Source organism: Burkholderia sp. E168m22, assembly GCF_001319805.1.
GTDB classification, from domain to species: domain Bacteria; phylum Pseudomonadota; class Gammaproteobacteria; order Burkholderiales; family Burkholderiaceae; genus Burkholderia; species Burkholderia orbicola.
This window is the reverse complement of record NZ_BBSK01000014.1, coordinates 88,505-112,497: the sequence shown is the minus strand read 5'-3', so window position 1 is coordinate 112,497 and position 23,993 is coordinate 88,505. Positions and strand designations below refer to the sequence as shown.

26 protein-coding genes are annotated in these 23,993 nt (G+C 69.3%); 7 read left to right on the top strand and 19 right to left on the bottom strand.

Annotated features, from left to right (window positions below; translation table 11 throughout):
• Positions 1-6: 6 nt before the first annotated feature.
• The 4 genes from carA to gloB all read right to left on the bottom strand — a co-directional run bounded on the left by carA (position 7) and on the right by gloB (position 5,438).
• Complete coding sequence (carA, locus tag AP428_RS03705) at positions 7-1,152, bottom strand: glutamine-hydrolyzing carbamoyl-phosphate synthase small subunit (protein WP_023475510.1); 1,146 nt, start codon at positions 1,150-1,152, stop codon at positions 7-9.
• A gap of 366 nt (positions 1,153-1,518) precedes the next feature.
• Positions 1,519-2,736: a nitrate/nitrite transporter gene (locus AP428_RS03700; protein ID WP_054927580.1), complete on the bottom strand. Its 1,218-nt coding sequence runs from the start codon at positions 2,734-2,736 to the stop codon at positions 1,519-1,521.
• Between the two features lie 151 nt (positions 2,737-2,887).
• Positions 2,888-4,465, bottom strand: coding sequence for a transglycosylase SLT domain-containing protein (locus AP428_RS03695; RefSeq protein WP_011694247.1), 1,578 nt, complete (start codon positions 4,463-4,465; stop codon positions 2,888-2,890).
• A 151-nt stretch (positions 4,466-4,616) separates the two neighbouring features.
• Entirely contained in the window at positions 4,617-5,438 is an 822-nt protein-coding gene (gloB, locus tag AP428_RS03690) for a hydroxyacylglutathione hydrolase (RefSeq protein ID WP_011545080.1), read from the bottom strand.
• An 18-nt stretch (positions 5,439-5,456) separates the two neighbouring features.
• Here gloB and AP428_RS03685 point away from each other — a divergent pair, with 18 nt between their 5' ends.
• The 3 genes from AP428_RS03685 to dnaQ are packed head-to-tail and all read left to right on the top strand — an operon-like array spanning position 5,457 to position 7,484.
• Positions 5,457-6,269, top strand: coding sequence for a class I SAM-dependent methyltransferase (locus tag AP428_RS03685; protein ID WP_011545079.1), 813 nt, complete (start codon positions 5,457-5,459; stop codon positions 6,267-6,269).
• Positions 6,266-6,709: a ribonuclease HI gene (gene rnhA, locus AP428_RS03680; protein WP_006476352.1), complete on the top strand. Its 444-nt coding sequence runs from the start codon at positions 6,266-6,268 to the stop codon at positions 6,707-6,709. Before AP428_RS03685 ends, rnhA begins: the two co-directional genes overlap by 4 nt.
• 40 nt (positions 6,710-6,749) lie before the next feature.
• Positions 6,750-7,484, top strand: a complete 735-nt coding sequence (gene dnaQ, locus AP428_RS03675; RefSeq protein ID WP_011545078.1) for a DNA polymerase III subunit epsilon — start codon at positions 6,750-6,752, stop codon at positions 7,482-7,484.
• Positions 7,485-7,503: 19 nt separating this feature from the next.
• Here the strand turns inward: dnaQ and AP428_RS03670 are convergent, their stop codons facing one another.
• On the bottom strand, positions 7,504-7,836 hold the full coding sequence (locus AP428_RS03670; RefSeq protein WP_011545077.1) for a YnfA family protein: 333 nt from the start codon (positions 7,834-7,836) through the stop codon (positions 7,504-7,506).
• Between the two features lie 538 nt (positions 7,837-8,374).
• Between AP428_RS03670 and proP the strand changes: the two genes are divergently transcribed.
• A complete protein-coding gene (proP, locus tag AP428_RS03665; RefSeq protein ID WP_011694245.1) occupies positions 8,375-9,865 on the top strand; it encodes a glycine betaine/L-proline transporter ProP in 1,491 nt (496 codons plus the stop codon).
• Between the two features lie 109 nt (positions 9,866-9,974).
• On the opposite strand, the gene AP428_RS03660 is transcribed toward proP, so the two are convergent.
• Positions 9,975-10,181, bottom strand: coding sequence for a hypothetical protein (locus tag AP428_RS03660; RefSeq protein WP_006476356.1), 207 nt, complete (start codon positions 10,179-10,181; stop codon positions 9,975-9,977).
• A 172-nt stretch (positions 10,182-10,353) separates the two neighbouring features.
• Positions 10,354-10,983, bottom strand: coding sequence for a glutathione S-transferase family protein (locus tag AP428_RS03655; RefSeq protein WP_011545073.1), 630 nt, complete (start codon positions 10,981-10,983; stop codon positions 10,354-10,356).
• Between the two features lie 173 nt (positions 10,984-11,156).
• Here AP428_RS03655 and AP428_RS03650 point away from each other — a divergent pair, with 173 nt between their 5' ends.
• Positions 11,157-12,374 carry an esterase gene (locus AP428_RS03650; protein WP_041489183.1) on the top strand — a complete coding sequence of 406 codons (1,218 nt, stop codon included), beginning with the start codon at positions 11,157-11,159 and terminating at the stop codon, positions 12,372-12,374.
• A gap of 7 nt (positions 12,375-12,381) precedes the next feature.
• Here AP428_RS03650 and AP428_RS03645 read toward each other — a convergent pair whose 3' ends face one another.
• The 11 genes from AP428_RS03645 to madL all read right to left on the bottom strand — a co-directional run bounded on the left by AP428_RS03645 (position 12,382) and on the right by madL (position 21,231).
• Positions 12,382-13,029, bottom strand: a complete 648-nt coding sequence (locus AP428_RS03645) for a phosphoribosyltransferase (RefSeq protein ID WP_054927627.1) — start codon at positions 13,027-13,029, stop codon at positions 12,382-12,384.
• A gap of 125 nt (positions 13,030-13,154) precedes the next feature.
• Entirely contained in the window at positions 13,155-13,676 is a 522-nt protein-coding gene (locus AP428_RS03640; protein ID WP_011545070.1) for a phospholipase D-like domain-containing protein, read from the bottom strand.
• Between the two features lie 117 nt (positions 13,677-13,793).
• Positions 13,794-14,726: an acyltransferase domain-containing protein gene (locus AP428_RS03635; protein ID WP_011545069.1), complete on the bottom strand. Its 933-nt coding sequence runs from the start codon at positions 14,724-14,726 to the stop codon at positions 13,794-13,796.
• Positions 14,723-15,589, bottom strand: coding sequence for a triphosphoribosyl-dephospho-CoA synthase MdcB (gene mdcB / locus AP428_RS03630; RefSeq protein WP_011545068.1), 867 nt, complete (start codon positions 15,587-15,589; stop codon positions 14,723-14,725). The genes AP428_RS03635 and mdcB overlap by 4 nt, the downstream gene beginning before the upstream one ends.
• Positions 15,586-16,254, bottom strand: coding sequence for a malonate decarboxylase holo-[acyl-carrier-protein] synthase (mdcG, locus tag AP428_RS03625; protein ID WP_011545067.1), 669 nt, complete (start codon positions 16,252-16,254; stop codon positions 15,586-15,588). The genes mdcB and mdcG overlap by 4 nt, the downstream gene beginning before the upstream one ends.
• Positions 16,241-16,948, bottom strand: coding sequence for a biotin-independent malonate decarboxylase subunit gamma (gene mdcE, locus AP428_RS03620; protein ID WP_011545066.1), 708 nt, complete (start codon positions 16,946-16,948; stop codon positions 16,241-16,243). Before mdcE ends, mdcG begins: the two co-directional genes overlap by 14 nt.
• Positions 16,949-17,027: 79 nt before the next feature.
• Entirely contained in the window at positions 17,028-17,957 is a 930-nt protein-coding gene (locus AP428_RS03615; protein WP_054927579.1) for a biotin-independent malonate decarboxylase subunit beta, read from the bottom strand.
• Positions 17,954-18,268, bottom strand: coding sequence for a malonate decarboxylase acyl carrier protein (gene mdcC, locus AP428_RS03610; protein ID WP_006485317.1), 315 nt, complete (start codon positions 18,266-18,268; stop codon positions 17,954-17,956). Before mdcC ends, AP428_RS03615 begins: the two co-directional genes overlap by 4 nt.
• 10 nt (positions 18,269-18,278) lie before the next feature.
• A complete protein-coding gene (gene mdcA / locus AP428_RS03605; RefSeq protein ID WP_011545063.1) occupies positions 18,279-19,925 on the bottom strand; it encodes a malonate decarboxylase subunit alpha in 1,647 nt (548 codons plus the stop codon).
• 131 nt (positions 19,926-20,056) lie between these two features.
• Entirely contained in the window at positions 20,057-20,824 is a 768-nt protein-coding gene (gene madM, locus AP428_RS03600; protein WP_006476364.1) for a malonate transporter subunit MadM, read from the bottom strand.
• An 11-nt stretch (positions 20,825-20,835) separates the two neighbouring features.
• Entirely contained in the window at positions 20,836-21,231 is a 396-nt protein-coding gene (gene madL, locus AP428_RS03595; protein WP_006485307.1) for a malonate transporter subunit MadL, read from the bottom strand.
• 331 nt (positions 21,232-21,562) lie between these two features.
• On the opposite strand from madL, the gene AP428_RS03590 reads away from it, so the two are divergent.
• Together AP428_RS03590 and AP428_RS03585 are read left to right on the top strand one after the other, a co-directional pair.
• Positions 21,563-22,411 carry a LysR substrate-binding domain-containing protein gene (locus AP428_RS03590; RefSeq protein ID WP_012328224.1) on the top strand — a complete coding sequence of 283 codons (849 nt, stop codon included), beginning with the start codon at positions 21,563-21,565 and terminating at the stop codon, positions 22,409-22,411.
• A gap of 167 nt (positions 22,412-22,578) precedes the next feature.
• Positions 22,579-22,860, top strand: a complete 282-nt coding sequence (locus tag AP428_RS03585) for a DUF4148 domain-containing protein (RefSeq protein WP_006476367.1) — start codon at positions 22,579-22,581, stop codon at positions 22,858-22,860.
• 39 nt (positions 22,861-22,899) lie between these two features.
• Here AP428_RS03585 and AP428_RS03580 read toward each other — a convergent pair whose 3' ends face one another.
• Positions 22,900-23,817: a 3-hydroxyacyl-CoA dehydrogenase NAD-binding domain-containing protein gene (locus AP428_RS03580; protein ID WP_027811861.1), complete on the bottom strand. Its 918-nt coding sequence runs from the start codon at positions 23,815-23,817 to the stop codon at positions 22,900-22,902.
• Positions 23,818-23,993: the final 176 nt, after the last annotated feature.

Below are 23,993 nucleotides of genomic sequence, written 5' to 3'. Positions count from 1 at the left end.
AGTGACTCAGGCGTTGCGCTGCTTCGCCGCGTCCATCAGCGCGGTGAAACGGTCGAACAGATAGCCGATGTCGTGCGGGCCGGGCGACGCTTCCGGGTGGCCCTGGAAGCAGAACGCCGGCTTGTCGGTCAACTCGAAGCCCTGCAGCGTGCCGTCGAACAGCGACACGTGCGTCACGCGCGCGTTGGCCGGCAGCGAATCGGCGTCGACCGCGAAGCCGTGGTTCTGCGACGTGATCACGACCCGGCCGTCGCCGAGATCCTTCACCGGATGGTTCGCGCCGTGGTGGCCCGTCTTCATCTTGAGCGTCTTCGCGCCGACCGCGAGACCCATGATCTGGTGGCCGAGGCAGATGCCGAAGGTCGGCACGCCGCGCTCGATGAATGCCTTGGTGGCCGCGATCGCGTAATCGCACGGCTCGGGGTCGCCGGGGCCGTTCGACAGGAAGATGCCGTCCGGATTCAGCGCGAGCGCATCTTCCGCGCTCGCCTGGGCCGGCAGCACCGTCACGTGGCAGCCGCGCTCCGCGAGCATGCGCAGGATGTTGTACTTGACGCCGAAGTCGTACGCGACGACGCGGTACTTCGGCGCTTCCTGCATGCCGTAGCCGCCTTCGAGACGCCATTCCGTCTGCTTCCACTCGAACGGCTTGGTGGTCGACACGACCTTCGCGAGATCCATGCCGGCGAGGCCCTCGAACGAGCGCGCGAGCTCGATCGCCTTCGCTTCGTCATCGGAGCCCGTCAGGATGCAGCCGCTCTGCGCGCCCTTGTCGCGCAGGATGCGGGTCAGCTTGCGGGTGTCGATGCCGGCGATCGCGACGACGCCTTCGTCGCGCAGGTAGTCGCCGAGCGTGCGGTCCATGCGGAAGTTCGATGCGAGCGTCGGCAGATCGCGGATGATCAGGCCGGCGGCATGGACTTTCGTGGCTTCGACGTCTTCGGCGTTGACGCCGACGTTGCCGATATGCGGATAGGTGAGCGTGACGATCTGGCGCGAGTAGCTCGGATCAGTCAGGATTTCCTGATAGCCGGTGATCGCGGTATTGAACACGACTTCGCCGATCGTATGGCCTTCGGCCCCGATCGAATAACCACGAAAGACCGTGCCGTCGGCGAGTGCAAGCAAGGCGGGAGAAAAAGACGGCAACACGGGAGGCTCCTTGGGGAACACCCTGCTGCCGACCTGTTTACCCTGCCGCGCGAGCGCCGCGCTGCGTGGGCGCGCGTGGTCGCTAGCTGGACGCGGCCTGCGTTGTCGAGACGCGAACCCGGCGCGTGGCGCACGAGGCTTCGCGGCATCGCCCGGCAGGCGGCGTGCGGCGGATGAACGGGATGAATGAGGTAGGCGCTAGGGTGCGAGGTTGATCAGCACAAACTTTCAAATTATAGCCTGAAAATGGCCCTATCTTCAATTGATATGGCCGTCCGATCATGCGCGCGCCGCGAACGGCGGACGCAGCGCACCGTGCTGCGGCCCTGTTTTCGCGGCCGCCCCATCCATCAGCGTACCGCCGGATCAGTGCGCTTGGCCAGCGCCGCGCGTGGGCCGGACGTACCAGACCGCGCTCGCGAGCTGCAGCGCGAGCAGCACGCCCCAGGCGGTGAAGTGCGCGGCGGCCGGATAACGGCCGTCGACCGCCGGCCAGTGCGACAGCACGGCGCCGACGCCGATCTGGAACGCGAAGATCAGCAGGAAGATCACGAGCGTGAGCGTCGTGTTCGCGCGACCGATCAGATGGGCGGGAAAGTGGCCGGCCATCACCGCGTAGGTCAGGATGCCCACGCCGCCGAACATCCCGTACGCAGCCCACAGCACGGCGGGCGGCAACGGCACGCGCGCGACGATCGCGAGCTGCGTCGCGACGAACAGCGCCATGCCGATGCCGCACGTCGCGTAGACCGACACGCCGCGCCGCTCGAGCACGCGTGCCGCCGCGCCGAAGCCGACGCAGCCGGCCATCATCGCGAAGCCGAGCACCGACACGAGGCGCGCGGCATGCGGCGCGTCGAATCCGCCGACGTCGCGCAGATACGGGCCAACCCACAGCGACTGCATCGCATAGAACACGCCCTGCGTGACGACGGAGAACGATGCGATCTTCCAGAACGCGCGGCTCGTCAGGATGTGCCACGTGCCCTTGAACTGGCTGACGAGGCCGCCCTGGTGACGCGCCTGCTGCGCGTCGGGCGCCCCGAAGCCGATCGACACAGCGACGGCCACGGTCAGCACCGCGAGGCCGAAACAGATCGCGCGCCAGCTCGCCCAGCCGAGCAGCCAGGTCAGCGGCGAGCCAACCATTACGCCGCCGAGGCCGCCCACGGCCATCACGAGACCGTTGACGAGCGGCAGCCGGCCAACCGGGAAATGCTGCGCGAGCGCCTTGAACGCCGCACCGAGACAGACCGATACGCCGACGCCGATCAGCAGCCGGCCGACCATCATCGTGCCGATGCCATGCGCCGCACCGAACACGGCCGCGCCGGCCGCCGCGAACAGCAGCATGCCGGCCGTCACGCGGCGCGGGCCGAAGTGGTCGAGCATCACGCCGGCCGGGATCTGCGCGCCCGCGAAGCCGAGGAAATAGAGGCTGGTGAGCAGGCCGAGATCGGCGGCCGACAGCCCGAGCTCATGCGTGACGAACGGCGCGAAGCCCAGATTGACGCCGCGAAAGACGTACGACACGAAATACCCGACCGAAAACAGCGCGAGCACCCTCACCTGCACCGACGACATCGCTTCTCCTTGTCATGTGAAGACGCGTGACGCCGCGCCGCGCACAAAAGAAAACGCCGTCACCTCGGTGACGGCGTTTCGTCGAATTCGTCGGATGATAGCGCAATCGTGCGGGCCTCACCGGCCGCCACGTTGCGCGCGGCAGCCGCGCTTACTTCTTCTTGCCCTTGTGCGCGGCGGCCTTGGCCGGCGCGGCTTTCGCGGGCGCGGCCTTCGCCGCCGGCCGGGCCGACGACTTGGCGGCGCCGCGCTTGCCGCCGTGCGACTTGCCGCCCACCGCCAGGCTCGCGCGCTCGATGTGCGCACCGCCCGTCGACGTCGCAATCCGCTCCGGACCGGGTTCCGCCGGCACCGAACGGCCGACCGGCACGTGCAGCACCAGCGCCTGACCCGGCATCGCGAGATCGCGGTGCGTACGGTTCCACGCCTTCAACTGGCCGACCGACACGCCATAGCGGCCGGCGATCGCCGCCATCGACTGCTTGCGACGCACGCGGATCAGCATCTTGCGCGTATCGGGGACGTCCGGCTCCATCGCGAGCGCGCCGTTTTCGGCGACGTCGGCGCTGATGTCCTCGTCGTCGTCATTGCCGCGCGGCACGACGATCGTCGAGCCCGGCTTCAGGCGCATGCCGGCCGGAATCTTGTTGACCGACATCAGCGTATCGGCGTCGACGCCGATCTTCTCGGCGATCGCGGCCGGGCGCGCACGCTCGCTGACCGTGTAGGTGGTCCACGACGACAGCTGGCCGTTGTACGCTTTCAGGCTCTTCTCGAACGCGGATGCGTTGTCGAACGGCAGCAGGATCTGCGGCTCGGTCGCGCCGAGGATCACGGGCTTCGAGAACGACGGGTTCAGCGAGCGGAACTCGTCGAGCGGCAGGTTCGCGAGCTTCGCGGCCACCGCCACGTCGATGTCGCGCGACGTCGTGACCGTCACGAAATACGGGTGGTTCGGGATATCCGGCAGCGCTAGGCCATACTGCTGCGGGCTCGCGATGATGTTCTTCACCGCCTGCAGCTTCGGCACGTAGTTGCGCGTCTCGTTCGGCATCCGCAGGTTCTGGTAGTCGGTCGGCAAGCCGGCCGCCTGATTGCGCGCGATCGCGCGCTGCACGTTGCCTTCGCCCCAGTTGTACGCGGCCAGCGCCAGATACCAGTCGCCGAACATGTCGTGCAGGCGGGACAGGTAGTCGAGCGCGGCGCTCGTCGACGCGAGCACGTCGCGGCGCTCGTCCTGCCACATGTTGCGCTTCAGGTTGTACGTGCGGCCGGTGCCGGGCATGAACTGCCACATGCCGGCCGCCTTCGCGACCGACAGCGCCTGCGGGTTGTACGCGGACTCGATGAACGGCAGCAGCGCGAGCTCGGTCGGCATGTGACGCGCCTCGAGCTCCTCGACGATGTGATACAGGTACTTCTGCGAGCGCTCGGTCATGCGCTGCACGTAATCGGGACGCTGCGTATACCAGGTCGTCTGCATGTCGACGAGATCGCTCTGCAGGTCGGGCATCTGGAAGCCGCGGCGAATGCGCGCCCAGAGATCGGAGTCTGCAGTGGTCAGGTCGCCGACGGATTGCTTGTCGACGTCGACAGTTTCTTTGGCGGTGGCTGATTTACGGAGGTAGTTGGACGTCGCCTGCGAATCGGCGGCGTTGTTGGCGACAGGGGGCTGGCTCGCACAAGCGGCGAGTAGCAGCACCACCATCGCACTCAATATAAGTCGCATGAAAATCTCGGCTTCCGACGGCTGGAAATTGCAGGCGATACTACGGAAGTGCGTGCTTCACGTCAATAAAAACACCGAAAACTCAGCGAAATCCTACATTTGGAGCAATTTTTACAGACACCGCTTGAGCTTTGGAGTCCTCCGGAAAACGTCACCGGAACCGGTTTTTCCATTCGCGCATCAGCGTGAACGCCGCCAGACGATCCGTCACCGTTTCGTGCAGCTCGGCCTCGAGCGTCGCGTGGATCGCCGCGCTGTCGGCCCGCATGAACGGGTTAACGGCACGCTCGTGCGCGATCGTAGTGGGCAGCGTCGGCACGCCGCGCGCACGCAGCGCCTGTGCGTCGTCGCGCCACGCGGCGAGTGCCGCATTGCCCGGCTCGCACGCGAGCGCGAAGCGGATGTTCGACAGCGTGTATTCGTGTGCGCAATGCACGCGGGTGTCGCCCGGCAGCGCGGCGAGCGCGTCGAGCGACGCGAGCATCTGCGCGGGCGTGCCTTCGAACAGGCGGCCGCACCCGCACGAGAACAGCGTGTCGCCGCAGAACACGTGCGGCACCGCGTTGCCCTGCCCGGCCGCGCCTTGACCGGCCGCCTGAAAGTAAGCAATGTGGCCGCGTGTATGGCCCGGCACGTCGAGCACGTCGAATGCGACCGCGGGCGCGTCGAGCGTCACGCGATCGCCGCCCGACAGCGGCCGCGTGACCACGCCGATCGCTTCGGCCGCGGGGCCGTAAACGGTGAGCGGAACATCGGCCGGTTGGCTATGCTGCAGCGCCTCGACACCGCCGACGTGGTCGGCATGGTGGTGCGTGAGTAAAATAGCGGTCAACCGCCAGCCTCGTTCGGCAAGAACCCGGCGTACGGGCGCGGCTTCACCCGGGTCGACGGCGATCGCATCGCGGCCGTCCGAGACGAGCCAGATATAGTTGTCTTCGAATGCCGGAACCGGCACGTATTCCAGCTCGTTCATAGGCGCGCAATCATCGTTATGTCTGACCGTCAAATTATAGACTGGCCCGCCTGGACCGACTCGCCGCCTGGCCGTTACGTGCTGGGCTGGGAGCAGGCGCAGCTCGACCGGATCGTATCCGACGTCTTCGGCTTCCACGCGCTGCAGCTCGGCCTGCCGCAGCTCGACGCGCTGCGCGAGAACCGCATGCCGTATCGCGGCCTCGTGCTCGACCCGGCGAGCGGCGCGAGCGCGCCGTATCAGTATCCGTGGGCGCGCGAAGCACACACGGCGGCCCACGCGCCCGCCGATCGCAGCACGACGTGGTGCGACCTGCTCGACCTGCCGTTCGAGTCGCAGAGCGTCGACCTGATCGTGATGCCGCACACGCTCGAATTCACGTCCGACCCGCACCGTTTGCTGCGCGAGGCCGAGCGCGTGCTGATGCCGGAAGGCCAGCTCGTGATCACCGGCTTCAATTCGCTGAGCCTGTGGGGCATGCGGCAGTCGTTCGGGCGCATGGCGAACCGCCCGTTCGTGCCGGCCACGCGCGACCAGATCGCGTTCATCCGGCTCAAGGACTGGATCAAGCTGCTCGGTTTCGACCTCGAACGCGGCCGCTTCGGCTGCTACCGGCCGCCGCTCGCCACCGACCAGTGGCTGGCCCGCTACGGCTTCATGGAGGCCGCCGGCGACCGCTGGTGGCCGATCTTCGGCGCCGTCTACATGGTGACGGCCGTCAAGCGCGTGCGCGGCATGCGCCTCGTCGGCCCGATCAAGATGAAGAAGCCCGTGCTCGCACCGGGCCTGACGCCGGCGGCCTCCCCGACCACTCACCAAGAACGTTCATGACAACCGACACCATCGACATCTATACCGACGGCGCCTGCAAGGGCAACCCCGGCCCCGGCGGCTGGGGCGCCCTGCTGCGCTACGGCAGTCAAGAAAAGGAACTGTTCGGCGGCGAGCCGAACACGACCAACAACCGCATGGAGCTGATGGGCGTGATCGCCGCGCTCGAAGCGCTGAAGCGGCCGTGCCGGGTGATCGTGCATACCGACTCGCAATACGTGCAGAAAGGCATCAGCGAGTGGATTCACGGATGGAAGAAGAAAGGCTGGGTCACCGCGGCGAAGACGCCCGTGAAGAATGCCGACCTGTGGAAGCGGCTCGACGCGCTCGTCGCTCAGCACGAGATCGAGTGGCGCTGGGTCAAGGGCCACGCGGGCCATCCCGAAAACGAGCGCGCGGACGCGCTCGCGAACCGCGGCGTCGAATCGCTGGCCGCCTGAACTCCGGCCGCCCTCTCCTGTTTTTGTTGCTTTTCCCGATATGCGCCAGATCATTCTCGATACCGAAACCACCGGCCTGAACGCCCGCACGGGCGACCGTCTCATCGAAATCGGCTGCGTCGAGCTGCTGAACCGGCGGCTCACCGGCAACAACCTGCACTTCTACGTGAATCCCGAGCGCGACAGCGATCCGGGCGCACTGGCGGTGCACGGCCTCACGACCGAATTCTTGAGCGACAAGCCGAAATTCGCGGAAGTCGCCCACCAGATCCTCGACTTCGTGAAGGACGCCGAGCTGATCATCCACAACGCGCCGTTCGACCTGGGCTTCCTCGACGCCGAATTCGCGCGGCTCGGCCTGCCGCCGTTCACCGAGCATTGCGGCGGCGTGATCGACACGCTGGTGCAGGCCAAGCAGATGTTCCCCGGCAAGCGCAATTCGCTCGACGCACTGTGCGACCGCTTCGGCATCAGCAACGCGCACCGCACGCTGCACGGCGCACTGCTCGACTCGGAGCTGCTCGCCGAGGTCTATCTCGCGATGACGCGCGGCCAGGACAGCCTCGTGATCGACATGCTCGACGACGCGGGCGCCGACGGCGGCGCGGCGAACGGCAAACGCGTGTCGCTCGCCGCGCTCGACCTGGCCGTGGTGACCGCGAGCGAAGACGAGCTTGCCGCGCACCAGGCTCAGCTCGACGAGCTCGACAAGTCGGTCAAGGGCACCTGCGTGTGGCGCCAGCCCGCCGACACGGATACCGCCGAAGCAGCCTGAGGCACGCGGCACGCGCCGCTCAGGCGCGCGGCTGCAGCGCGATGACGGCCATTCCGCCGAGCGCGAGCACCGCGCCGGCCACGTCCCAGCGGGTCAGCGCGACGCCGTCGACCACCCGCAGCCAGATCAACGCCACCGCGATATAGACGCCGCCGTACGCGGCATACGTGCGCCCCGCCGCGCTCGGATGCAGCGTCAGCAGCCACGCGAACAGCGCGAGCGACAGTGCGGCGGGCACCAGCAGCCAGGCCGGGCGCCCGGCCTTCAGCACGAGCCACGGCAGGTAACAGCCGACGATTTCGGCCAGCGCGGTAGCGGCGAACAGCGCCGCGATCCTCATCAGTTCGGTCATCCGGTTCCTCGCGAATTCAGCCCCGTCGCGGCGGCCGGCACGGCCGCGCCGCGCGCCGCCGATCATACCCGAGCAGGCTCCCCGGGATGCCCCGCCAGACGGGCGATTCCGGGCAATTTGCACGATCATCCGTCATCGTGCTATCATGTCGCCTGTTTCAACATTCAATCTCTGTCTTTTCGATTTTGAGCGAAGTCCGTCCGCACGTTGCGGCCCGGTGCCTCGATCGAAATTGCATCCACAGGAAAGCCCGCCCGACAGGCCCGCTTTTCTCGTTTCGCTGCCCCTCCGGGGCGTTGCCGGCACGCCGGACCCATCGTCCGCACCGGCATCCGCCGCCTGCATCACGCGGCCCATTCTTCATGAGCGCACTGTCGCGACGGCCCATCGGGCCCGCGTCGAAGCAGCCCCTTGGCCCTTTGCTGCCCCCTGTGCAGTAAGTGCTTAATGGTCTGCCCCGACGCGCAGCACACGACACCGCGCTCGCCGGCAAACCGTGTCGGACGGCCTGCCCGTTCCGGCGCTGTCAAAGGAGTGCATGACCTTGACCGCAACACACGTCAGCCCGACCGCTGTCTCTTCCCCCGCTTCGTCGTCCGGCGAAGCCCCGCTCGCCGCGGACGACATCACCGTCGTCGACCAGAGCCTGCTCAAGCGCGCCGTCAGCGCAATGGCCATCGGCAATGCGATGGAATGGTTCGACTTCGGCGTCTACAGCTATATCGCCGTCACGCTCGGCAAGGTGTTCTTTCCGTCCAGCAGCCCGTCCGCGCAGTTGCTGGCCACCTTCGGCACGTTCGCGGCCGCGTTCCTCGTGCGCCCGCTCGGCGGCATGGTGTTCGGCCCGCTCGGCGACCGCATCGGCCGCCAGCGCGTGCTCGCCGCCACGATGATCATGATGGCCGTCGGCACCTTCGCGATCGGCCTGATCCCGAGCTATGCGTCGATCGGCATCATGGCCCCGATCCTGCTGCTCGTCGCCCGCCTCGTGCAGGGCTTCTCGACCGGCGGCGAGTACGGCGGCGCCGCCACTTTCATCGCCGAGTTCTCGACCGACAAGCGCCGCGGCTTCATGGGCAGCTTCCTCGAATTCGGCACGCTGATCGGCTATGTGCTGGGCGCGGGCGTCGTCGCACTGCTCACCGCGTCGCTGTCGCAGGAAGCGCTGCTGTCGTGGGGCTGGCGCGTGCCGTTCCTGATCGCCGGGCCGCTCGGCCTGATCGGTCTGTACATCCGGATGAAGCTCGAGGAAACGCCGGCGTTCAAGCGCCAGGCCGAAGAGCGCGAAGCGCAGGACAAGGCCGTGCCGAAGGCGCGCTTTCGCGAGACGCTGCTGCGCAACTGGCGTGCGCTGCTGCTGTGCGTCGGCCTCGTGCTGATCTTCAACGTGACCGACTACATGGTGCTGTCTTACCTGCCGAGCTTCATGTCGTCGACGCTGCACTTCGACGAATCGCACAGCCTCGTGCTGGTGCTGATCGTGATGGTGCTGATGATGCCGATGACGCTGTACGCCGGCCGCCTGTCGGACAAGGTCGGCCGCAAGCCGGTGATGCTCGCCGGCTGCGTCGGCCTGCTGGTGCTGTCGATCCCGTCGCTGATGCTGATCCACACGGGCACCACGGCGTCGGTGTTCGGCGGCCTGCTGATCCTCGGCGTGCTGCTGTCGTGCTTCACCGGCGTGATGCCGTCGGCGCTGCCCGCGCTGTTCCCGACCGAGATCCGCTACGGCGCGCTCGCGATCGGCTTCAACGTGTCGGTGTCGCTGTTCGGCGGCACGACGCCGCTGGTGACCGCGTGGCTCGTCGACGTGACGCACAACCTGATGATGCCCGCGTACTACATGATGGGCGCCGCGCTGATCGGCATCGTGTCGGTCGTCGCGCTCGCCGAAACCGCGCGCCAGCCGCTGAAGGGCTCGCCGCCGGCCGTCGCGACGCGCCGCGAAGCGCACCAGCTGGCGCGCCAGTTGCGCGAGGACGACGACGAATCGGAGGTCTACGGCGTCGCGACGCCCGCCCGCGCGTAAGCGTCGCGCAATGAAAAAGCCCCGGCCGAAGCCGGGGCCCGATCGAACCCGATCTGCCCGACCGGCTTGCGCCGGCCGGGCTTTTTTCATTCAGTCGGCACGAACGCCTTCATGCCTGCGCTTCGCAGTGACGGCAGAAGATCAGCGCGCGCGACCGCGACACGGCTGCCTGCGCACCGCGCGCCGCGACGATCATCCCGACCTGGCCGAGATTGAAATCGCGCTCGACCATCAGCTGCGTGAGCCCGGCAAGCGCCAACACGACGGACGGGTGGTACAGGCTCGATTCGATCAGGGCTTTCATCATCGGCTCCATCTGGCAATGCGTGATTTGATGGAGTGGATTCTAGGGATCGGTCGCCTCCGGATAAACAGCGCGAATGCGAAGTCACTTGTCAGCCGCCGAGAACAATCGGCAGCGGCTTGCCGGACAAGGGCGAGCGGCGGCCGACAGCGGTGCGCGACAGTCCGGCGCCCCGCTTCGAAACCTAGACGAGCGGCGTTTCGACGAAAGCCGGCAACGCTTCGGCCCGCGCGGAATGCGCGGCGAGCGCCGGATAACGGGCCGGATCGATCCGCGCCAGCACCGGGTAATCGGCCGCCATGAATTGCGTGAAGCGCCACGCCACCGCGACCGTCACGTCCGACTGCAACAATCGCGCGCCGCCGAACCAGCCGTTGGCGGCCGCGATCAGCGGCTCCAGCGCGCCGTATGCACCTTCGAGCTGGCTCAGCACGCGATCGACCCACGGTTCGTGCTGCTTGTCCGACGGGCGCAGCGCCTGCTCGTAGACGACCTGCACGGTTTTCTCGGCCGCGGCCAGCGCGAACCCGATCGGCACCAGCGCGCGCAGCCGGGCCTCGACGGCGTCGGGCAGCAGGCGCCGCTCCGGCGCGGCCAGGTGGTCGAGATAGTCGACGATCAGCGACGAGTCGAGCAGCGTCGCGCCGCCGTCGGTCACGAGCGTCGGCGCCTTGACGACCGGGTTGAGCGTCCTGAACCGCTCGATATGACGAAACACCGAGATCGACTCGTGTTCGAACGGCAGGTCGAGCAGCTTCGCCGAAATGGCGACGCGGCGCACGAACGGGGAATCCAGCATGCCGATCAGCTTCATCGCGAACGCTCCGCTTCGAGGGAATGGGCCTGACGACTGTAGCAGCGGCGGCCGGCAGCGCCTAGCGTGCCCCCTGAGCTTGACGCGCATCAGCCGGCCGTACATCGGGCTCCCGCTGCCCGGCCGCTATGACCATAATGGAGGTTCACGCTCCTTCCGCCCCAGGGTCCGCCATGTGGTATGCCGTCGTCGAGCAGCAGCGGGAATGGATGCGCGCATGGCGCGCGGCGACGCGATACGCGTTCGACGCATGGCCCGCGGCGTCGCTGCCGCACGCCGCGTCATCGTGCTACGACGACCTGTTCGAACCGCTGCTCGGCCCGCAGGCCGCGCCGCCAGGCTTCGACCTCGCGTGGCCCGCCGTCAGCGAGCAGATCGTCGCGCACACGCCGTTTTGCGACTTGCGGCGCTTCGCGCACGCCGATGCGCACCGCACGGTGCTGCTGTGCGCGCCGCTCGTCGGGCATGCGGCCGTGATGATGCGGGAAACCGCCGAAACGCTGCTCGCCGATGGCGACGTCTGCGTGACCGACTGGCGCAATGCGCGCGACGTGCCGCTTGCGGCAGGCCGTTTCGGGCTCGACGAATACGTCGCGATGCTCGACGGTTTCGTCAGCACCCTCCAGCACGACGAGCGGCCGCTGCACGTCGTCGCCGTATGCCAGGCGACCGTACCGGCGCTCGGCGCCCTGGCGCTGCGCGCCGCGCGCGGCCTCGCGCCGCCCGCGAGTATCACGCTGATCGGCGGCCCGATCGATGCCCGCCTGAACCCGAGCGCGCTCGGCGCCGCGGCCGCCGCCCATTCGCTCGACTGGTGCCGGCGCCACTTGATCGACATCGTGCCGCCCGGCTTCGCCGGGCATGGCCGCCACGTGTTCCCGACCTATCTGCAACAGGGCGAGATCGCGCTCCTGTATCCGCAACGCTTCCTGACGCTGATCGAGACCTACGCGCTGGCAGCTTCCCGCTTCGACATGACCGGGCTCGCCGACGCCCGGCGGGCACTGCGCGAATACACGGCGCTGCTCGACATGCCGGCCGACTATTTCCTCGACACGGTCGACGTCGTGTTTCAGCGCATGCTGCTCGCGACCGGCGCGTGGCATGTGGACGGCCGGCGCGTCGAACCGGCCGCGCTGCGCGATGTCGCGCTGCTGACCGTCGAAGGTGCCTGCGACAGGGTCACGGGCGCCGGGCAGACGCATGCGGCGCTCGATCTGTGCAGCGGCCTCTCGGCCGACGAGCGCCATCGCATCGACGTCGACGATTGCGATCACTACGGGCTGTTTACGGGGCCACGCTGGCACGGCAACGTCCATCCGGCGCTGCAGCGCGTGTTCGCGCTCGCGGAAGCCGGCCGACCACGCCCGCGCCGAAACCGGCAAACCTGACGCCGCGTCACGGGCGCGCGGCGTCGAGCAGCGCGCGCACCTCGTCGTCGCTCGTCTGCTCGAAGCGCGCGTAGAACTGGCTGATCCCGAAGAACCGCGCCGGCTGCGACACCGTGACGAATGCATCGGCCAGACCGTCGAACGCATGCACGGCACCCGCCGGCGCAACCGGCACGGCCGCGACGATGCGCGCCGGGTGACGCTCGCGCAGCGCCTGCAGCGCGACGCGCATCGTCGCGCCGGTCGCGACGCCGTCGTCGACCACGATCGCGATGCGCCCTTCCACCGCCAGCGGCGGCACCGCGCCGCGATACAGCGCCTCGCGACGATGCAGTTCGGCCGTCTCGCGCGCGATCACGTCGGCGAGTTGTGCATCGGATACGTCCATGGCGCGGATCATCGAACGTTGCAGATGCGTCCCGCCGCCCGTCGCGATCGCGCCCATCGCGAGCTCGGGGTCGAACGGCACGCCGAGCTTGCGCACGACCAGCACGTCGAGCGGCACGCGCAGCGCACGGGCGACCGGATACGCGACGGGCACACCGCCGCGCGGCAGCGCAAGCACGACGACATCGCTTCGCCCCGCGTATTCGCGCAACGCATCGGCCAGTTGGCGACCGGCATCGGCGCGATCGGCAAAACTGCTTTCGATCACGATCGACTCCCTGCCGTTGCGCCGATGTGCGAAAGCCGCGCCGGCGCCTGTCAACGAGGATGGTTCATCGGTCGCGCCGATGCAAGCAGGGTCACACCGGCGCGCGATGCGCCGCAAGGAAGGGGTCAGAGGCCGCCGGCCTGCCGGTATAGCCGCCAGAACGATTGCGCGTAGGACTGCGCGAGTTCGGGCGCGCGCCGGAATACGTTGACCGTGTCGGCCTGCTCGGCCGCGCCGTCGGACAGCGTCGTCAGCGCGACGCTGTCGTCGACGATCACGAAACGCGACGCGGGGCCGCCATGCCGCGAATCGATCGCGACGTCGATGCCCGCGGATTTCAGATAGCCGGCGCCGCTGTACCTGCCCGCACGCGGCGGGCGCACCAGCACCACGCGCACCTCGATCCCCCGCGCGCGGGCCGCGCGCAGCGCGCTCGCGACAGCCGGCGGCACCTGCGTATAGCCGGCCAGCAGCACGCGGCGCTGCGCCTGTTCGATCAGATCGACGGTCGCGTCGGCCGCCGCGTTGTCATACGAAAAGTACGTGCCGACCGATGCGGCGTCGGACAGAATCTGGCTGGCGTGGACGCTCGTCGCGCAGCAGAACGCGGCGAGGAGGAAGGCGGCTGGTCTCATGGCGGGCGCCATTGTAGCGACGCCAATTCGCGTGGCAAGGGGCGGCTGCGACGCTGCTGCGCCGGCGCAACACACAGTGCCAAACCGGTGCCCGGACGCTGTGTTTCGAGCCGGGTTTCAGCCCGTCGATCAGCCGGGCGCGACGCGTGCGAGCCAGCTCGTCACGCCGTCGACGGAACGGAAATCCGCGAGGCTGCGCGCCGGCAACGCGGGATACGCGCCGCCGGCCATCTCGGCCAGCGCGCGCCCGGGACCGAGTTCGAGAAACGCGGTGGCGCCCGCCTCCACGCATGCGGCAAGACAACTCGCCCACTCGACCGGCTCCGCGATCTGCCGCGCGAGCTTGTCGAGGCCCGTGTCGACATCGAGCACCGACGCGCCGTCGATCCCCGAGAACAGCCGCGTGCCGGGCAGCGGCCGGCGCACGCGCGTCGCGGCCAGCGTCGCGCGGAAGGCCGGCACGGCCGCCGCGAGCCGGCGCGTGTGCGACGCGATCCGCACGCAGACGGGCGCGACGCGCAGCGCGCCGGCATGCGTCGCGTCGCCGGCCACCGCATCGACATCGGCGTGCCGCCCCGCGACCACGAACGCATCGCCCGGGTTCGCGATCGCGATGGCCGCGTCGCGACCGTCGCACAGCTGCGCCAGTTGCGAACGCGTCAGGCCGCGCACGAACACCATCCGCTCGTCGCCGCCGCTTGCGGCATCCATCGCGCGTGCACGCGCATCGGCCAGGTCGAGCGCGTCGTGCGGTTCGATCATCCCCGCGACGCTCCACGAGCCGACCTCGCCGACGCTGTAGCCGGCGACGCAGCGCCGGCGCGGCCACACCGCATCGAGCAGCGCGGCCGCCGCGAGCGCCTGGACCGTGCAGAGGATCTGCGCGGCCCGGTTTTCCCGCAGCGCATCGGGCCCGGCCTGCCGGACCCAGGTGCGCGGATCGTCGCCGAGCAGCCGGCCCGCATGCGCGAACAATGCGTCGGCCTGCGGCGCCGACCCGGTCAGATCGAACATGTCGGCGCGTTGCGCGCCTTGCCCCGAACACAGGATGGCCAGCGTCATCGTGCGTGCCCTTCGGCTTCGAGCGCATCGACGAACACGCTCATCGCGAGCAGGTCGGCCGCCCCGCCCGGGCTCAGCCGGCGTGCGACGAACGCCCGATGCGCGGCCGCCGCGCGCAGCCGCCAGTCGGGCGCCCGCACGCCGCCGCGCGCGACGAAGGCACGAGCGGTCGCGCGAGCGAAATCGAGGCCGTCCTGCCCGCCCCGGTGCAGCAGATTCGTGTCGTCGAGCGCGGCGATCAGCGCGAAGCACGCGGCGACCCGCGCGGCTTCCGGATCGTCCGGCAAGTCGCGCTGGGCGCCGCGCAGCGCGGGCAACCCGACCGCGTACACGGTCGGAAAGCCGTCGGCCGCCTCGCGACGCGCACCGCCCACACCGTAGCGGCGGCTCGCGCACTCGCCGTGGCTGTCCGGCAAACGCGGGCCGCCGAGGATCTCGACGCCCCAGCGACGGGATACGAACGCGCCGAGCGTCGTCCCGTCCAGCACCGCGCCCGACAGTGCGCGCCGGCCGGCAGCCGCGCACAGCAGCCCGAGCCCGAAGATCGCGCCGCGATGCGTATTGACGCCGCCGGTCGCGGCGAGCATCGCGTGCTCGGCACGCAGGCCGATCTTGCGCAGCACGGCCATGTCCGCGTCGCGGGCGCCCGCGTCGGCGAGTTCCGCGAAGTACGGCCGCAGCACGGCGGCGCTGCGCGCGAACGTCGCGGCATCCATGTCCGTGTGACTGCCGGTGTCGACGTGACTGACGAGGCCCGGCTTCGGATAGGTGTCGATCTCGAGCACGAGGCTGCGCTCGGCCAGCGCGGCGATGCGTTCGGCGTCGGACGGCGCCGCTACGCGGCAGGCAGCCCGTGCGTTCATCGCAGGCCTCCGGTGAAGGCATCGGCGCGTATCAATTCGACCGCAATCGCGGTCTTCACCGCGACTTCGGGCAAGCGCGCGTGCAGTTCGCGCCAGTTGACGCCTGCACCGTCGTCGCGCAGCAGCTCGCCGTCGATGCGCATCGGCGCGCGCGCGTCGATCGCCGCGAGACCGTCGAGCAACGGCGCAAGCGACACGGGGTCCGGCAGCGGCAACACGAGGTCGAGATCGGACGATGCGCTCAGGTAGGGCTCGCCCGTCAGCGCCTGCCACGCGAGGCTGCCGAACACGCGGCCCTGCACGCCGCAGCGCGCGCCGAGTGCCTCGAGTTCGCGCAATGGCGCATGCCACGCGGCGGGCGCGGCGGCGAGCACGTCCGTCAAGGTCGGCAGCGGGCCGACCGTCGCGAGCGCGTCGGTGGCCACGTTCAGCGCGATGCGCCGCTTGCCCGCCGACGGCGGCAGCGGCAGGCCGAGCGGCACGCGGCCGGCATCGGCTTCGTCCGGCGACGCGCGACGCACGATCAGCGGCCAACCGCGTTCGGCCCATGCGCGCACGAGCGGATCACCCGCGAGCGCGGGGTCGCGGGCGAATGCCGCGCCCCACCCGCCCGCCGTCAGCGTGACGAGCGTGTGGCGGCGCAGCGGCAGCTCAGCGTGCGGCACGCGCGAGTGCCTCGACGCGGGCGGCGACGTCGGTCGCGACCGGCCGGCCGCGCGCCGCGCGCCGGTCGATGCGCTCGGCCGGCTTGCCCAGCCATTCGCCGACCTGCGCGTCGAGCGCGCGGGACGGATCGAGCACGGCGTCGACGGCGCCCATCTTCACGAGGTTGTCGAGCCCCGGCGCGAATACCGGTGTCGAACGCGCCATCTCCTTCAGCACGTCGATCGGCAGCTTGGTCACGCGCGACATCGACGGCAGGTCCATCACCTCCGGCTCGGCGCCCGGCACCGCGAGCAGCGTGCGCGTCGCGAGCGCGGTCGCGATGAACGCGCCGGCGGCCGTGTGGCCGTACAGCACGCCGATCGTCCGGTGTCCGGCGAGATCCGCGTGCATCAGGCATTTGGCGAGATGCGACAGCCCTTCGTTCAGGCCCAGCAGTTCGTCGCGCTTGCTCATCCGCTGGCTGTCGCTGTCGACCAGCACGAGGATCGGCGTGTCGCCGCCGCGCGCGACCGTGTCGAGCACCCGCGACGCGAGCGTCAGTGCCTCGTCGATGCCGAACGGCAGGCGGTCGGCCACGCCGATCACGTCGACGCGCGTGCCGGCCAGTTCCGCGTGGCCCGTCAGCAGGCCGCCATTGCGCACAATCGAATGGCCCGCGGGAAACAGCGAGTTCAGTACTTCATCGAGCGTCATGCTGCCTCCCGCCGGGCCGCCCCAAGGGAGGCAGGCGCCCCCTCGGGGGGCAGCGAACGAAGTGAGCGTGGGGGTCGTTTCATTTCTGCTCCTGTAACTGGTCGGCGAGCTTCGCGAATTCGTCGTCGGACATGCCCGGAATCGCTTCCGGCGCGTCGGCCCCGAGCGCACGCCACACGTCGAGCGCATCCCGGCAGCCGCCGAACCGCTCGATCCGTGCTTCGAGACGCGCCTGTTCCTCACGCAGCATCGCCGCATCGAACGTCGGCGCGCGGCCGATCAGGTCGAGCGCGGCCGCGCGGAACGCGTCCGGCGTATCGGCCACGTAACGATCGGCGCCGCCGATCAAGCGGCGATGCTTGCCGCCCATCGTGCGCCAGATCAGCGCGCGATCCTTCGAGTCGAATTCCTCGACGCCGCGATTGGTCTCGATCACTTCAGGCCCCGACACGCTGATGCGCCCCTGCTCCGACACCGCGAGCGCCGAACAGCACGCGGCGAGCAACCCGCCGCCGCCGTAGCAGCCCGCGCGCGCGCCGATCAGCCCGATCACCGGCACGCCGGCCGCCCGCGCGTCGACGAGCGCGCGCATGATCTCGGCGATCGCGAGCTCGCCCGCGTTCGCTTCCTGCAACCGCACGCCGCCCGTGTCGAACAGGATCAGCACCGGCTTGCCGACGTCACGCGCGGCGCGCAGCAGCCCGGTGAGCTTCGCGCCGTGCACTTCGCCGAACGCGCCGCCCATGAAGCGGCCCTCCTGCGCGGCGACGAACACCGGCTTGCCATCGAGCCGGCCGTGGCCGACCACCATCCCGTCGTCGAACTGCTGCGGCAGCGCGAACAGCGGCAGGTGCGGGCTCGTCACGCGCTCGGCCGGCCCGAGGAATTCCGTGAAGCTGCCCGCGTCGAGCAGCCCGTCGATGCGTTGCCGCGCCGACGCTTCGTACCAGCTCGCCGCGTTCGCGACGAACGCGGGGGCGTCATGGATATGACGAATATCGCTCATCATGCGTCCCCCTCGATCGCGCGCACGGCCTGCGCGAGCCGCAGCGACACCATGTCGGGCCGCGCGCCGCCGTCGTTGATCGACAGCTTCAGGCCGCCCGGCGTGCGCCGTTCGACGAAATCCGATACGACCGCCTGCCAGACCGCGCCGAACCCGACGGCCGCGGTGCGGATGTCGATCTCGCATTCGTTGCCCGGCAGCACGCGTTCGACCAGCACTTCGAGATTGCCGGACGCGACCACGCCGACGAGCGCCGCGGCCTGCTCGCCCTTCGCGCGTTCGCGCGCGGTGAAGCGATAGTTCAACTGTTCCATGCCCTCTTCCTCACCAGTTGCGGAACCGGGCCGGCGGCGCATAGAGCCCGCCCGACCAGTGCACCAGATCCTTGATCGACCGCGCGGCGAGCCAGCGGCGGTCGGCGTCGAGCGGATCGATACCGAGATCCTCCGGGCGACGGATCACGCCGCGTTCGCGCAGCCGCTCGACCAGCTTCTTGTCGCGGCCGCGGCCGACGTCGGTATAGCCGGCGACGCCGCGAATCGCGTGCTCGCGTTCGTCCTTGTCGCGGCACATCAGCAGGTTCGCGATCCCTTCCTCGGTGACGATGTGCGTGACGTCGTCGCCGTAGACCATGATCGGCGCGAGGTCGAGCTGCAGCTTGTCGGCGAGCTTCAGCGCGTCGAGCTTCTCGACGAACATCGGCACGTTCTTGTCGCCGAACGTCTCGCCGATCTGCACGACCAGCTTGCGGCCGCGCCGCAGCGCCGCCGGCGTGTCGGGGTCGGCTTCCGCGCCGGCCTTCAGCCACGGCTCGCTCGGATGGCGCCGGCCGCGCGCGTCGCTGCCCATGTTCGGCGCGCCGCCGAAGCCGGCGATCCGCTCGGCCGTGACCGTCGACGAATGGCCGGACAGGTCGATCTGCAGCGTCGAGCCGATGAACATGTCGCATGCATAGAGGCCGGCCGTCTGGCAGAACGCCCGGTTCGAGCGCAGCGACCCGTCGGGGCCCGTGAACCACACGTCGGAGCGCGCGCGGATGTAGTCGTCCATCCCGACCTCGGAGCCGAAGCAGTGGACCTGCTCGACCCACCCCAATTCGATCGCGGGGATCAGCGTCGGGTGCGGATTGAGCGCCCAGTGCGTGCAGACCTTGCCCTTCAGCCCGAGCTTCGCGCCGTAGGTCGGCAGCAGCAGCTCGATCGCGGCCGTGTTGAAGCCGATTCCGTGGTTCAGACGCTTGATCCCGTACGGTTCGTAGATGCCCTTGATCGCGAGCATCGCGGTGAGGATCTGCGTTTCGGTGATCGCGGCCGGATCGCGCGTGAACAGCGGCTCGACGTAGAACGGCCGGCCGGCCTCGACGACGAAATGCACGCGATCGCCCGGAATGTCGACGCGCGGCACCTTGTCGACGATGCGGTCGACCTGCGCGATCACGATGCCGTCCTTGAAGGCGGTCGCTTCGACGACGGTCGGCGTGTCCTCGGTGTTCGGGCCGGTGTACAGGTTGCCGTCGCGATCGGCGCTCACGGCCGCGATCAGCGCGACCTGCGGCGTGAGGTCGATGAAGTAGCGGGCGAACAGCTCGAGATAGGTATGCACCGCGCCGAGCGCGATCTTGCCGCCGAACAGCAGCTTCGCGATGCGCTGCGACTGCGGGCCCGAATACGCGAAGTCGAGCCGCTTCGCGATGCCGCGCTCGAACACGTCGAGATGCTCGGGCAGCACGACGCCCGACTGCACCATGTGCAGGTCGTGGATCTTCGCGCTGTCGACGTCGGCGAGCGCGGTGGCGAGCAGATCGGCCTGCTTCTGGTTGTCGCCTTCGAGGCACACGCGATCGCCGGGCCGCAGCACCGCTTCGAGCAACGCGACGGTGTCGCGCGCATCGACCCGCTTGCCCTGCGCGTATGCCGCGCCGGCCGCGAGGCGTGCATCGCGCGCCTGCCGCGCGTGATTCCATCCGGTCATGAACAGTTCTCCGCTTCGAGGGTTCAGCGGCATTCTAAGCCTGGCGCCGCCGCCGATTGATGATGTTGCAGAATGCGACTCAGAGGACGCGGCGATGGATGCGGCCCGCGCGCGGGCCGCGTCGCAGGGCCCTACGCGCCGACCAGCGCGCGCGTCGTGAAGAACAGTACCGACGGCCCGAGCAGGCAGCCGACGCCGGTATGGAACGTCGCGACCAGCGCACCGTACGGCACGAGCCGGCGATCGGTCGCGGCAAGGCCCGCGCTCACGCCGCTGACGGTGCCGGCCAGCCCGCCGAAGATCATCGCGGAGCGCGGCGTTTTCAGGCCCATGAAATTGGCCGCGACCGGCGTGCCGACCATCACGATGATCGCCTTCACGAGCCCGGTCGCGATGCTGAGCGCGATCACGTCGGAGCTCGCACCGATCGCCGCGCCCGTGACGGGCCCGACGATATAGGTGACGGCGCCCGCGCCGATCGTCGTCATGCTGACCGCGTCGGTGTAGCCGAACGCGCGCGCGACGCACGCGCCGACGATGAACGGCAGCACGGTGCCGAGCAGCAGCGACACGACACCGACGAGCCCGGCCTTGCGCGCCTCGGTCGGCTGTACTTCGAACGCGGTCGCGACGATCGCGAAATCGCGCAGCATCGCGCCGCCCATCAGGCCGATACCGGCGAACAGCTTGACGTCGGCCAGCCCCTTCTCGCCGCCGGTGAATGCGCCGCCGACGTAGGCGAGCACGAGACCGATGACGATCGCGATCGCCGAGCCGTGCACGCGGCCGAACGTGAGCTTGCGCGACGCGATCGACGACAGCCACATGATCAGGCCGACCAGCGCGAACGACGCGACGAGCCCGTTGTGGGCGACGGTTTTTTCGAGCATCTGCAGCATGGCGGCCTCCGTTATTGTTCTTCGAATTGCGGCACGCCCGCGAAGGCCGTGTCGTCGCGCCCCGTGCGCGCGAGTACCGCAATGCAGCATGCGCAGATCGCGACCGCGCCGACGGCGGCCAGCAGCGCGACCGGCCCGCCCTTGAGCGCGGCGACGACGTTCTGGTTCGCGGCCATCGCGACGACGACCGGGATGTACATCGCGCCCCAGAAACCGACGCCCGCCTCGGTCTCCTTCGGCAGCCAGCCGCGCCGGTGCAGCCACAGGCGCAGGCAGATCAGCAGCAGCATCGCGATGCCGACGCCGCCGACGTTGGTCTTCACGCCGATCGCGCTGCCGAGCAGGTCGCCGAGGAACAGTCCGGCCAGGTGGCAGAACGCCAGCAGCGCGGTTCCGTAGATGATCATGAGTCGTCTCCAGTCTCTTCGTGACGGGCGCCTGACGCATGCGGGAGTCAGGCCCGCACGCCGATCCCGGGCGGACTGTCTGTCTCCTGCGGCGGGGCGCCGCGGCCCGGCGGCTCGTCGTGCGAGCACGTTCTCGGGGTCGATGGGATGATGCGGATTCGGGCCGGACGCCGGATGGCTTAGACTGACCGATGCCATCGGGCGGCGCGACACGGGCTACGCGTCCGGTGCCCCCTCGTTGGCGGAGGCCGCACTGGCGCGTGATCCGATACTAGCGCCGCATAATCCGGCCATTTATGAAGTTGTCGAAACCGATTCAGTGGATTTAGCAATGCGTCCGTTACCGCCCGAACTGCTGCGCAGCTTCGTCGCCGTCGCCCAGTCCGGCAGCTTCACCGCCGCGTCCGAGCGCGTGAACCTGTCGCAATCGACCGTCAGCCAGCATATCCGCCGCCTCGAGGAGCTGCTCGACCGGCCGCTGTTCGAGCGCGACACGCGCAACGTGCACCTGTCGCAGCACGGCGACGCGCTGTTCCGCTACGCGGTGCGCATCCTCGAACTGATGGACGAGGCCGTCACGTCGGTCTGCGGGCCGCCGCTGTCGGGCAAGGTGCGGCTCGCGATGTCGGAGGATTTCGCGTCGGCGCACCTGACGGCCGCGCTCGCAAGCTTCGTGCAGCGCAACCCGGACGTCGAGCTCGCGATCTCGACCGGGCTGTCGGGCGACCTGTTCGACGCGCTCGACGAAGGCCGGCACGATCTCGTGTTCGCGAAACGGATCGCCGGCAGCCGGCGCGGCCGCGTGATCCGCAGCGAACCGCTGTACTGGTGCACCGGCCCCGATTCGCGAATCACCGGCCACGAGGCCGTGCTGCCGCTCGCGATGCATCCGGAGCCGAGCGTGTCGCGCCGCCGCGTGCTCGAATCGCTCGAAGCCGTCGGGCGCCCTTACCGGATCGCCGTCGTGAGCAGCAGCATCGCGGTGCTGCGGGCGGCCGCGAGCGCGGGGCTCGGCGTCAGCGCGTTCGCCGGCTATGTGATCCCGGCCGGGCTCGCGCGGCTCGACGCGGGGCTACCCGAACTCGGCGAACTCGAATACGTGATCGATCGCCCGGCGGCCGCGTCGCGCTCCACGCTCGCGCTCGAAGCCACTCTGATCACGGCGGCGGCCGAGCTGTAACGGCACGGCGCGCATCGCACACGGGCGCGGGCGTGGTCGCACCTGACGGCTTTGCCCGGAACGCGTCATTGTCCGCGCAGCACCCCCTCGCGACAATGGGACCCATCCGAACGCACCGCGCATCGCCGCGCGCGTCCGGTACCCCGTCCCCTTGATCGGAGCCCGCCATGAAAAACGTCCTGCGATTCGCCGTCGCGACCGCCGCAGCCGCGCTGCTGTCCCCCGCCTTTGCCCAGACCGACGCGTCGGCCCCCGCGCAGGGCCTGACGCGCGCGGAAGTTATCGACCAGCTCAAGCAGGCCTATCTCGACGGCGAACTGCCGACCAACGACGGCAACTATCCGCCGAACGCCGCGACGCGTGCGCGCAACCGCGAACTCGTGCAGGCCGCGAGCCCGGCATGGCTGGCCCACGTGCCGCCCGCCAGCCAGGCGACGTCGCAGCAATGACCGGTGGCGCCGCGGCGCGCGACCGGATCAGGATCACGATCAGGGCAGGAAGCTGCGGCGTCGCGCGTCGATCAGTTCGACGAGCAGCCGATCGCGCTCCGCTGCCAGTTCCTGCATCGAGCGCTCGCCCTGGATCGCGCGCAGCTCGTCGGTCAGCTTGCGATCGACTTCCGGATCGAACGACGGCGTGCCGAGGTCGTCCCACCAGCTCGTGATCGGCCCCGACAGGTGTTCGAGAAAGTGCGCGATCCCGCCCGCGCCGCCGCCGAGGTGATAGGTCAGGCACTGCCCCATCAGCCCCCAGCGCAGGCCCGGCCCCCACGCGACCGCCTTGTCCGCATCGGCGACGCTCACGACGCCTTCGCCGACCAGGTGATACACCTCGCGGAACAGCGCGGCCGCGAGCCGGTTCGCGACGTGGCCGGTCATCTCCTTGTTCAGCACGATCGTCTGCTTGCCGAGCGCATCGTAGAACTGCTTCACGCGCGCGATCACGTCCGGGCTGGTCGCGTCGCCCCCGACCAGCTCGACGAGCGGGATCAGGTGCGGCGGATTGAACGGATGCGCGATCAGGCAGCGTTCCGGATGCTTCGCGCAGGCCGTCTGGATCTCCGACATCTTCAGGCCCGACGAGCTGGACGCGATCGGCACGTGCGCGGGCAGCACGTCGTCCATCTGGCGATAGAGCGCACGCTTCAGGTCGAGTCGCTCGGGGCCGTTCTCCTGCACGAAATCGACGCCGTCGAGCGCACGCACGAGATCGGCGTCGAACGACAGCCGCGCGCAAAGCTCGGCGGCCCGCTCGCCGAGGAATGCGGCGAGCGCGTCGCGCAGCCGTGCATCGGCCTGCGGCGCCGGGTCGGTCGCGACGACGTCGAAGCCCTGCGTCAGGTAGAAAGCGGCCCAGCTTGCGCCGATCACGCCGGCGCCGACGATCGCGATACGTCGAATGTCCATGGTTGTCCCGTGTGGTTGGTCTGCGGATATGCCGCGGCGATTGTCGCATCGAATCCCGCGCGCAGGCGTCGACGCGGATTGCACCTTCCCTCTTGAAATGCGTGGCGACGGCCACTAATTAAGCGTCGTCGGGCAGTGCCGCATGCCACGCACCGCCCCCGTATCGACCCAGTGGA

What these genes read in the sequence shown, in the direction of transcription:
- rnhA (WP_006476352.1), top strand. Translation starts at nt 6,266, where the DNA reads ATGACAACCGACACCATCGACATCTATACCGACGGCGCCTGCAAGGGC.
- AP428_RS03655 (WP_011545073.1), bottom strand. Translation starts at nt 10,983, where the DNA reads ATGAAGCTGATCGGCATGCTGGATTCCCCGTTCGTGCGCCGCGTCGCC.
- mdcA (WP_011545063.1), bottom strand. Translation starts at nt 19,925, where the DNA reads ATGACCGGATGGAATCACGCGCGGCAGGCGCGCGATGCACGCCTCGCG.
- AP428_RS03590 (WP_012328224.1), top strand. Translation starts at nt 21,563, where the DNA reads ATGCGTCCGTTACCGCCCGAACTGCTGCGCAGCTTCGTCGCCGTCGCC.
- AP428_RS03685 (WP_011545079.1), top strand. Translation starts at nt 5,457, where the DNA reads ATGTCTGACCGTCAAATTATAGACTGGCCCGCCTGGACCGACTCGCCG.
- AP428_RS03585 (WP_006476367.1), top strand. Translation starts at nt 22,579, where the DNA reads ATGAAAAACGTCCTGCGATTCGCCGTCGCGACCGCCGCAGCCGCGCTG.
- gloB (WP_011545080.1), bottom strand. Translation starts at nt 5,438, where the DNA reads ATGAACGAGCTGGAATACGTGCCGGTTCCGGCATTCGAAGACAACTAT.
- mdcC (WP_006485317.1), bottom strand. Translation starts at nt 18,268, where the DNA reads ATGGAACAGTTGAACTATCGCTTCACCGCGCGCGAACGCGCGAAGGGC.
- AP428_RS03640 (WP_011545070.1), bottom strand. Translation starts at nt 13,676, where the DNA reads ATGGCGCCCGCCATGAGACCAGCCGCCTTCCTCCTCGCCGCGTTCTGC.
- AP428_RS03580 (WP_027811861.1), bottom strand. Translation starts at nt 23,817, where the DNA reads ATGGACATTCGACGTATCGCGATCGTCGGCGCCGGCGTGATCGGCGCA.
- AP428_RS03635 (WP_011545069.1), bottom strand. Translation starts at nt 14,726, where the DNA reads ATGACGCTGGCCATCCTGTGTTCGGGGCAAGGCGCGCAACGCGCCGAC.
- AP428_RS03695 (WP_011694247.1), bottom strand. Translation starts at nt 4,465, where the DNA reads ATGCGACTTATATTGAGTGCGATGGTGGTGCTGCTACTCGCCGCTTGT.
- proP (WP_011694245.1), top strand. Translation starts at nt 8,375, where the DNA reads ATGACCTTGACCGCAACACACGTCAGCCCGACCGCTGTCTCTTCCCCC.
- AP428_RS03670 (WP_011545077.1), bottom strand. Translation starts at nt 7,836, where the DNA reads ATGACCGAACTGATGAGGATCGCGGCGCTGTTCGCCGCTACCGCGCTG.
- AP428_RS03650 (WP_041489183.1), top strand. Translation starts at nt 11,157, where the DNA reads ATGTGGTATGCCGTCGTCGAGCAGCAGCGGGAATGGATGCGCGCATGG.
- madM (WP_006476364.1), bottom strand. Translation starts at nt 20,824, where the DNA reads ATGCTGCAGATGCTCGAAAAAACCGTCGCCCACAACGGGCTCGTCGCG.
- mdcE (WP_011545066.1), bottom strand. Translation starts at nt 16,948, where the DNA reads ATGACGCTCGATGAAGTACTGAACTCGCTGTTTCCCGCGGGCCATTCG.
- AP428_RS03660 (WP_006476356.1), bottom strand. Translation starts at nt 10,181, where the DNA reads ATGGAGCCGATGATGAAAGCCCTGATCGAATCGAGCCTGTACCACCCG.
- dnaQ (WP_011545078.1), top strand. Translation starts at nt 6,750, where the DNA reads ATGCGCCAGATCATTCTCGATACCGAAACCACCGGCCTGAACGCCCGC.
- mdcB (WP_011545068.1), bottom strand. Translation starts at nt 15,589, where the DNA reads ATGAACGCACGGGCTGCCTGCCGCGTAGCGGCGCCGTCCGACGCCGAA.
- madL (WP_006485307.1), bottom strand. Translation starts at nt 21,231, where the DNA reads ATGATCATCTACGGAACCGCGCTGCTGGCGTTCTGCCACCTGGCCGGA.
- AP428_RS03615 (WP_054927579.1), bottom strand. Translation starts at nt 17,957, where the DNA reads ATGATGAGCGATATTCGTCATATCCATGACGCCCCCGCGTTCGTCGCG.
- AP428_RS03700 (WP_054927580.1), bottom strand. Translation starts at nt 2,736, where the DNA reads ATGTCGTCGGTGCAGGTGAGGGTGCTCGCGCTGTTTTCGGTCGGGTAT.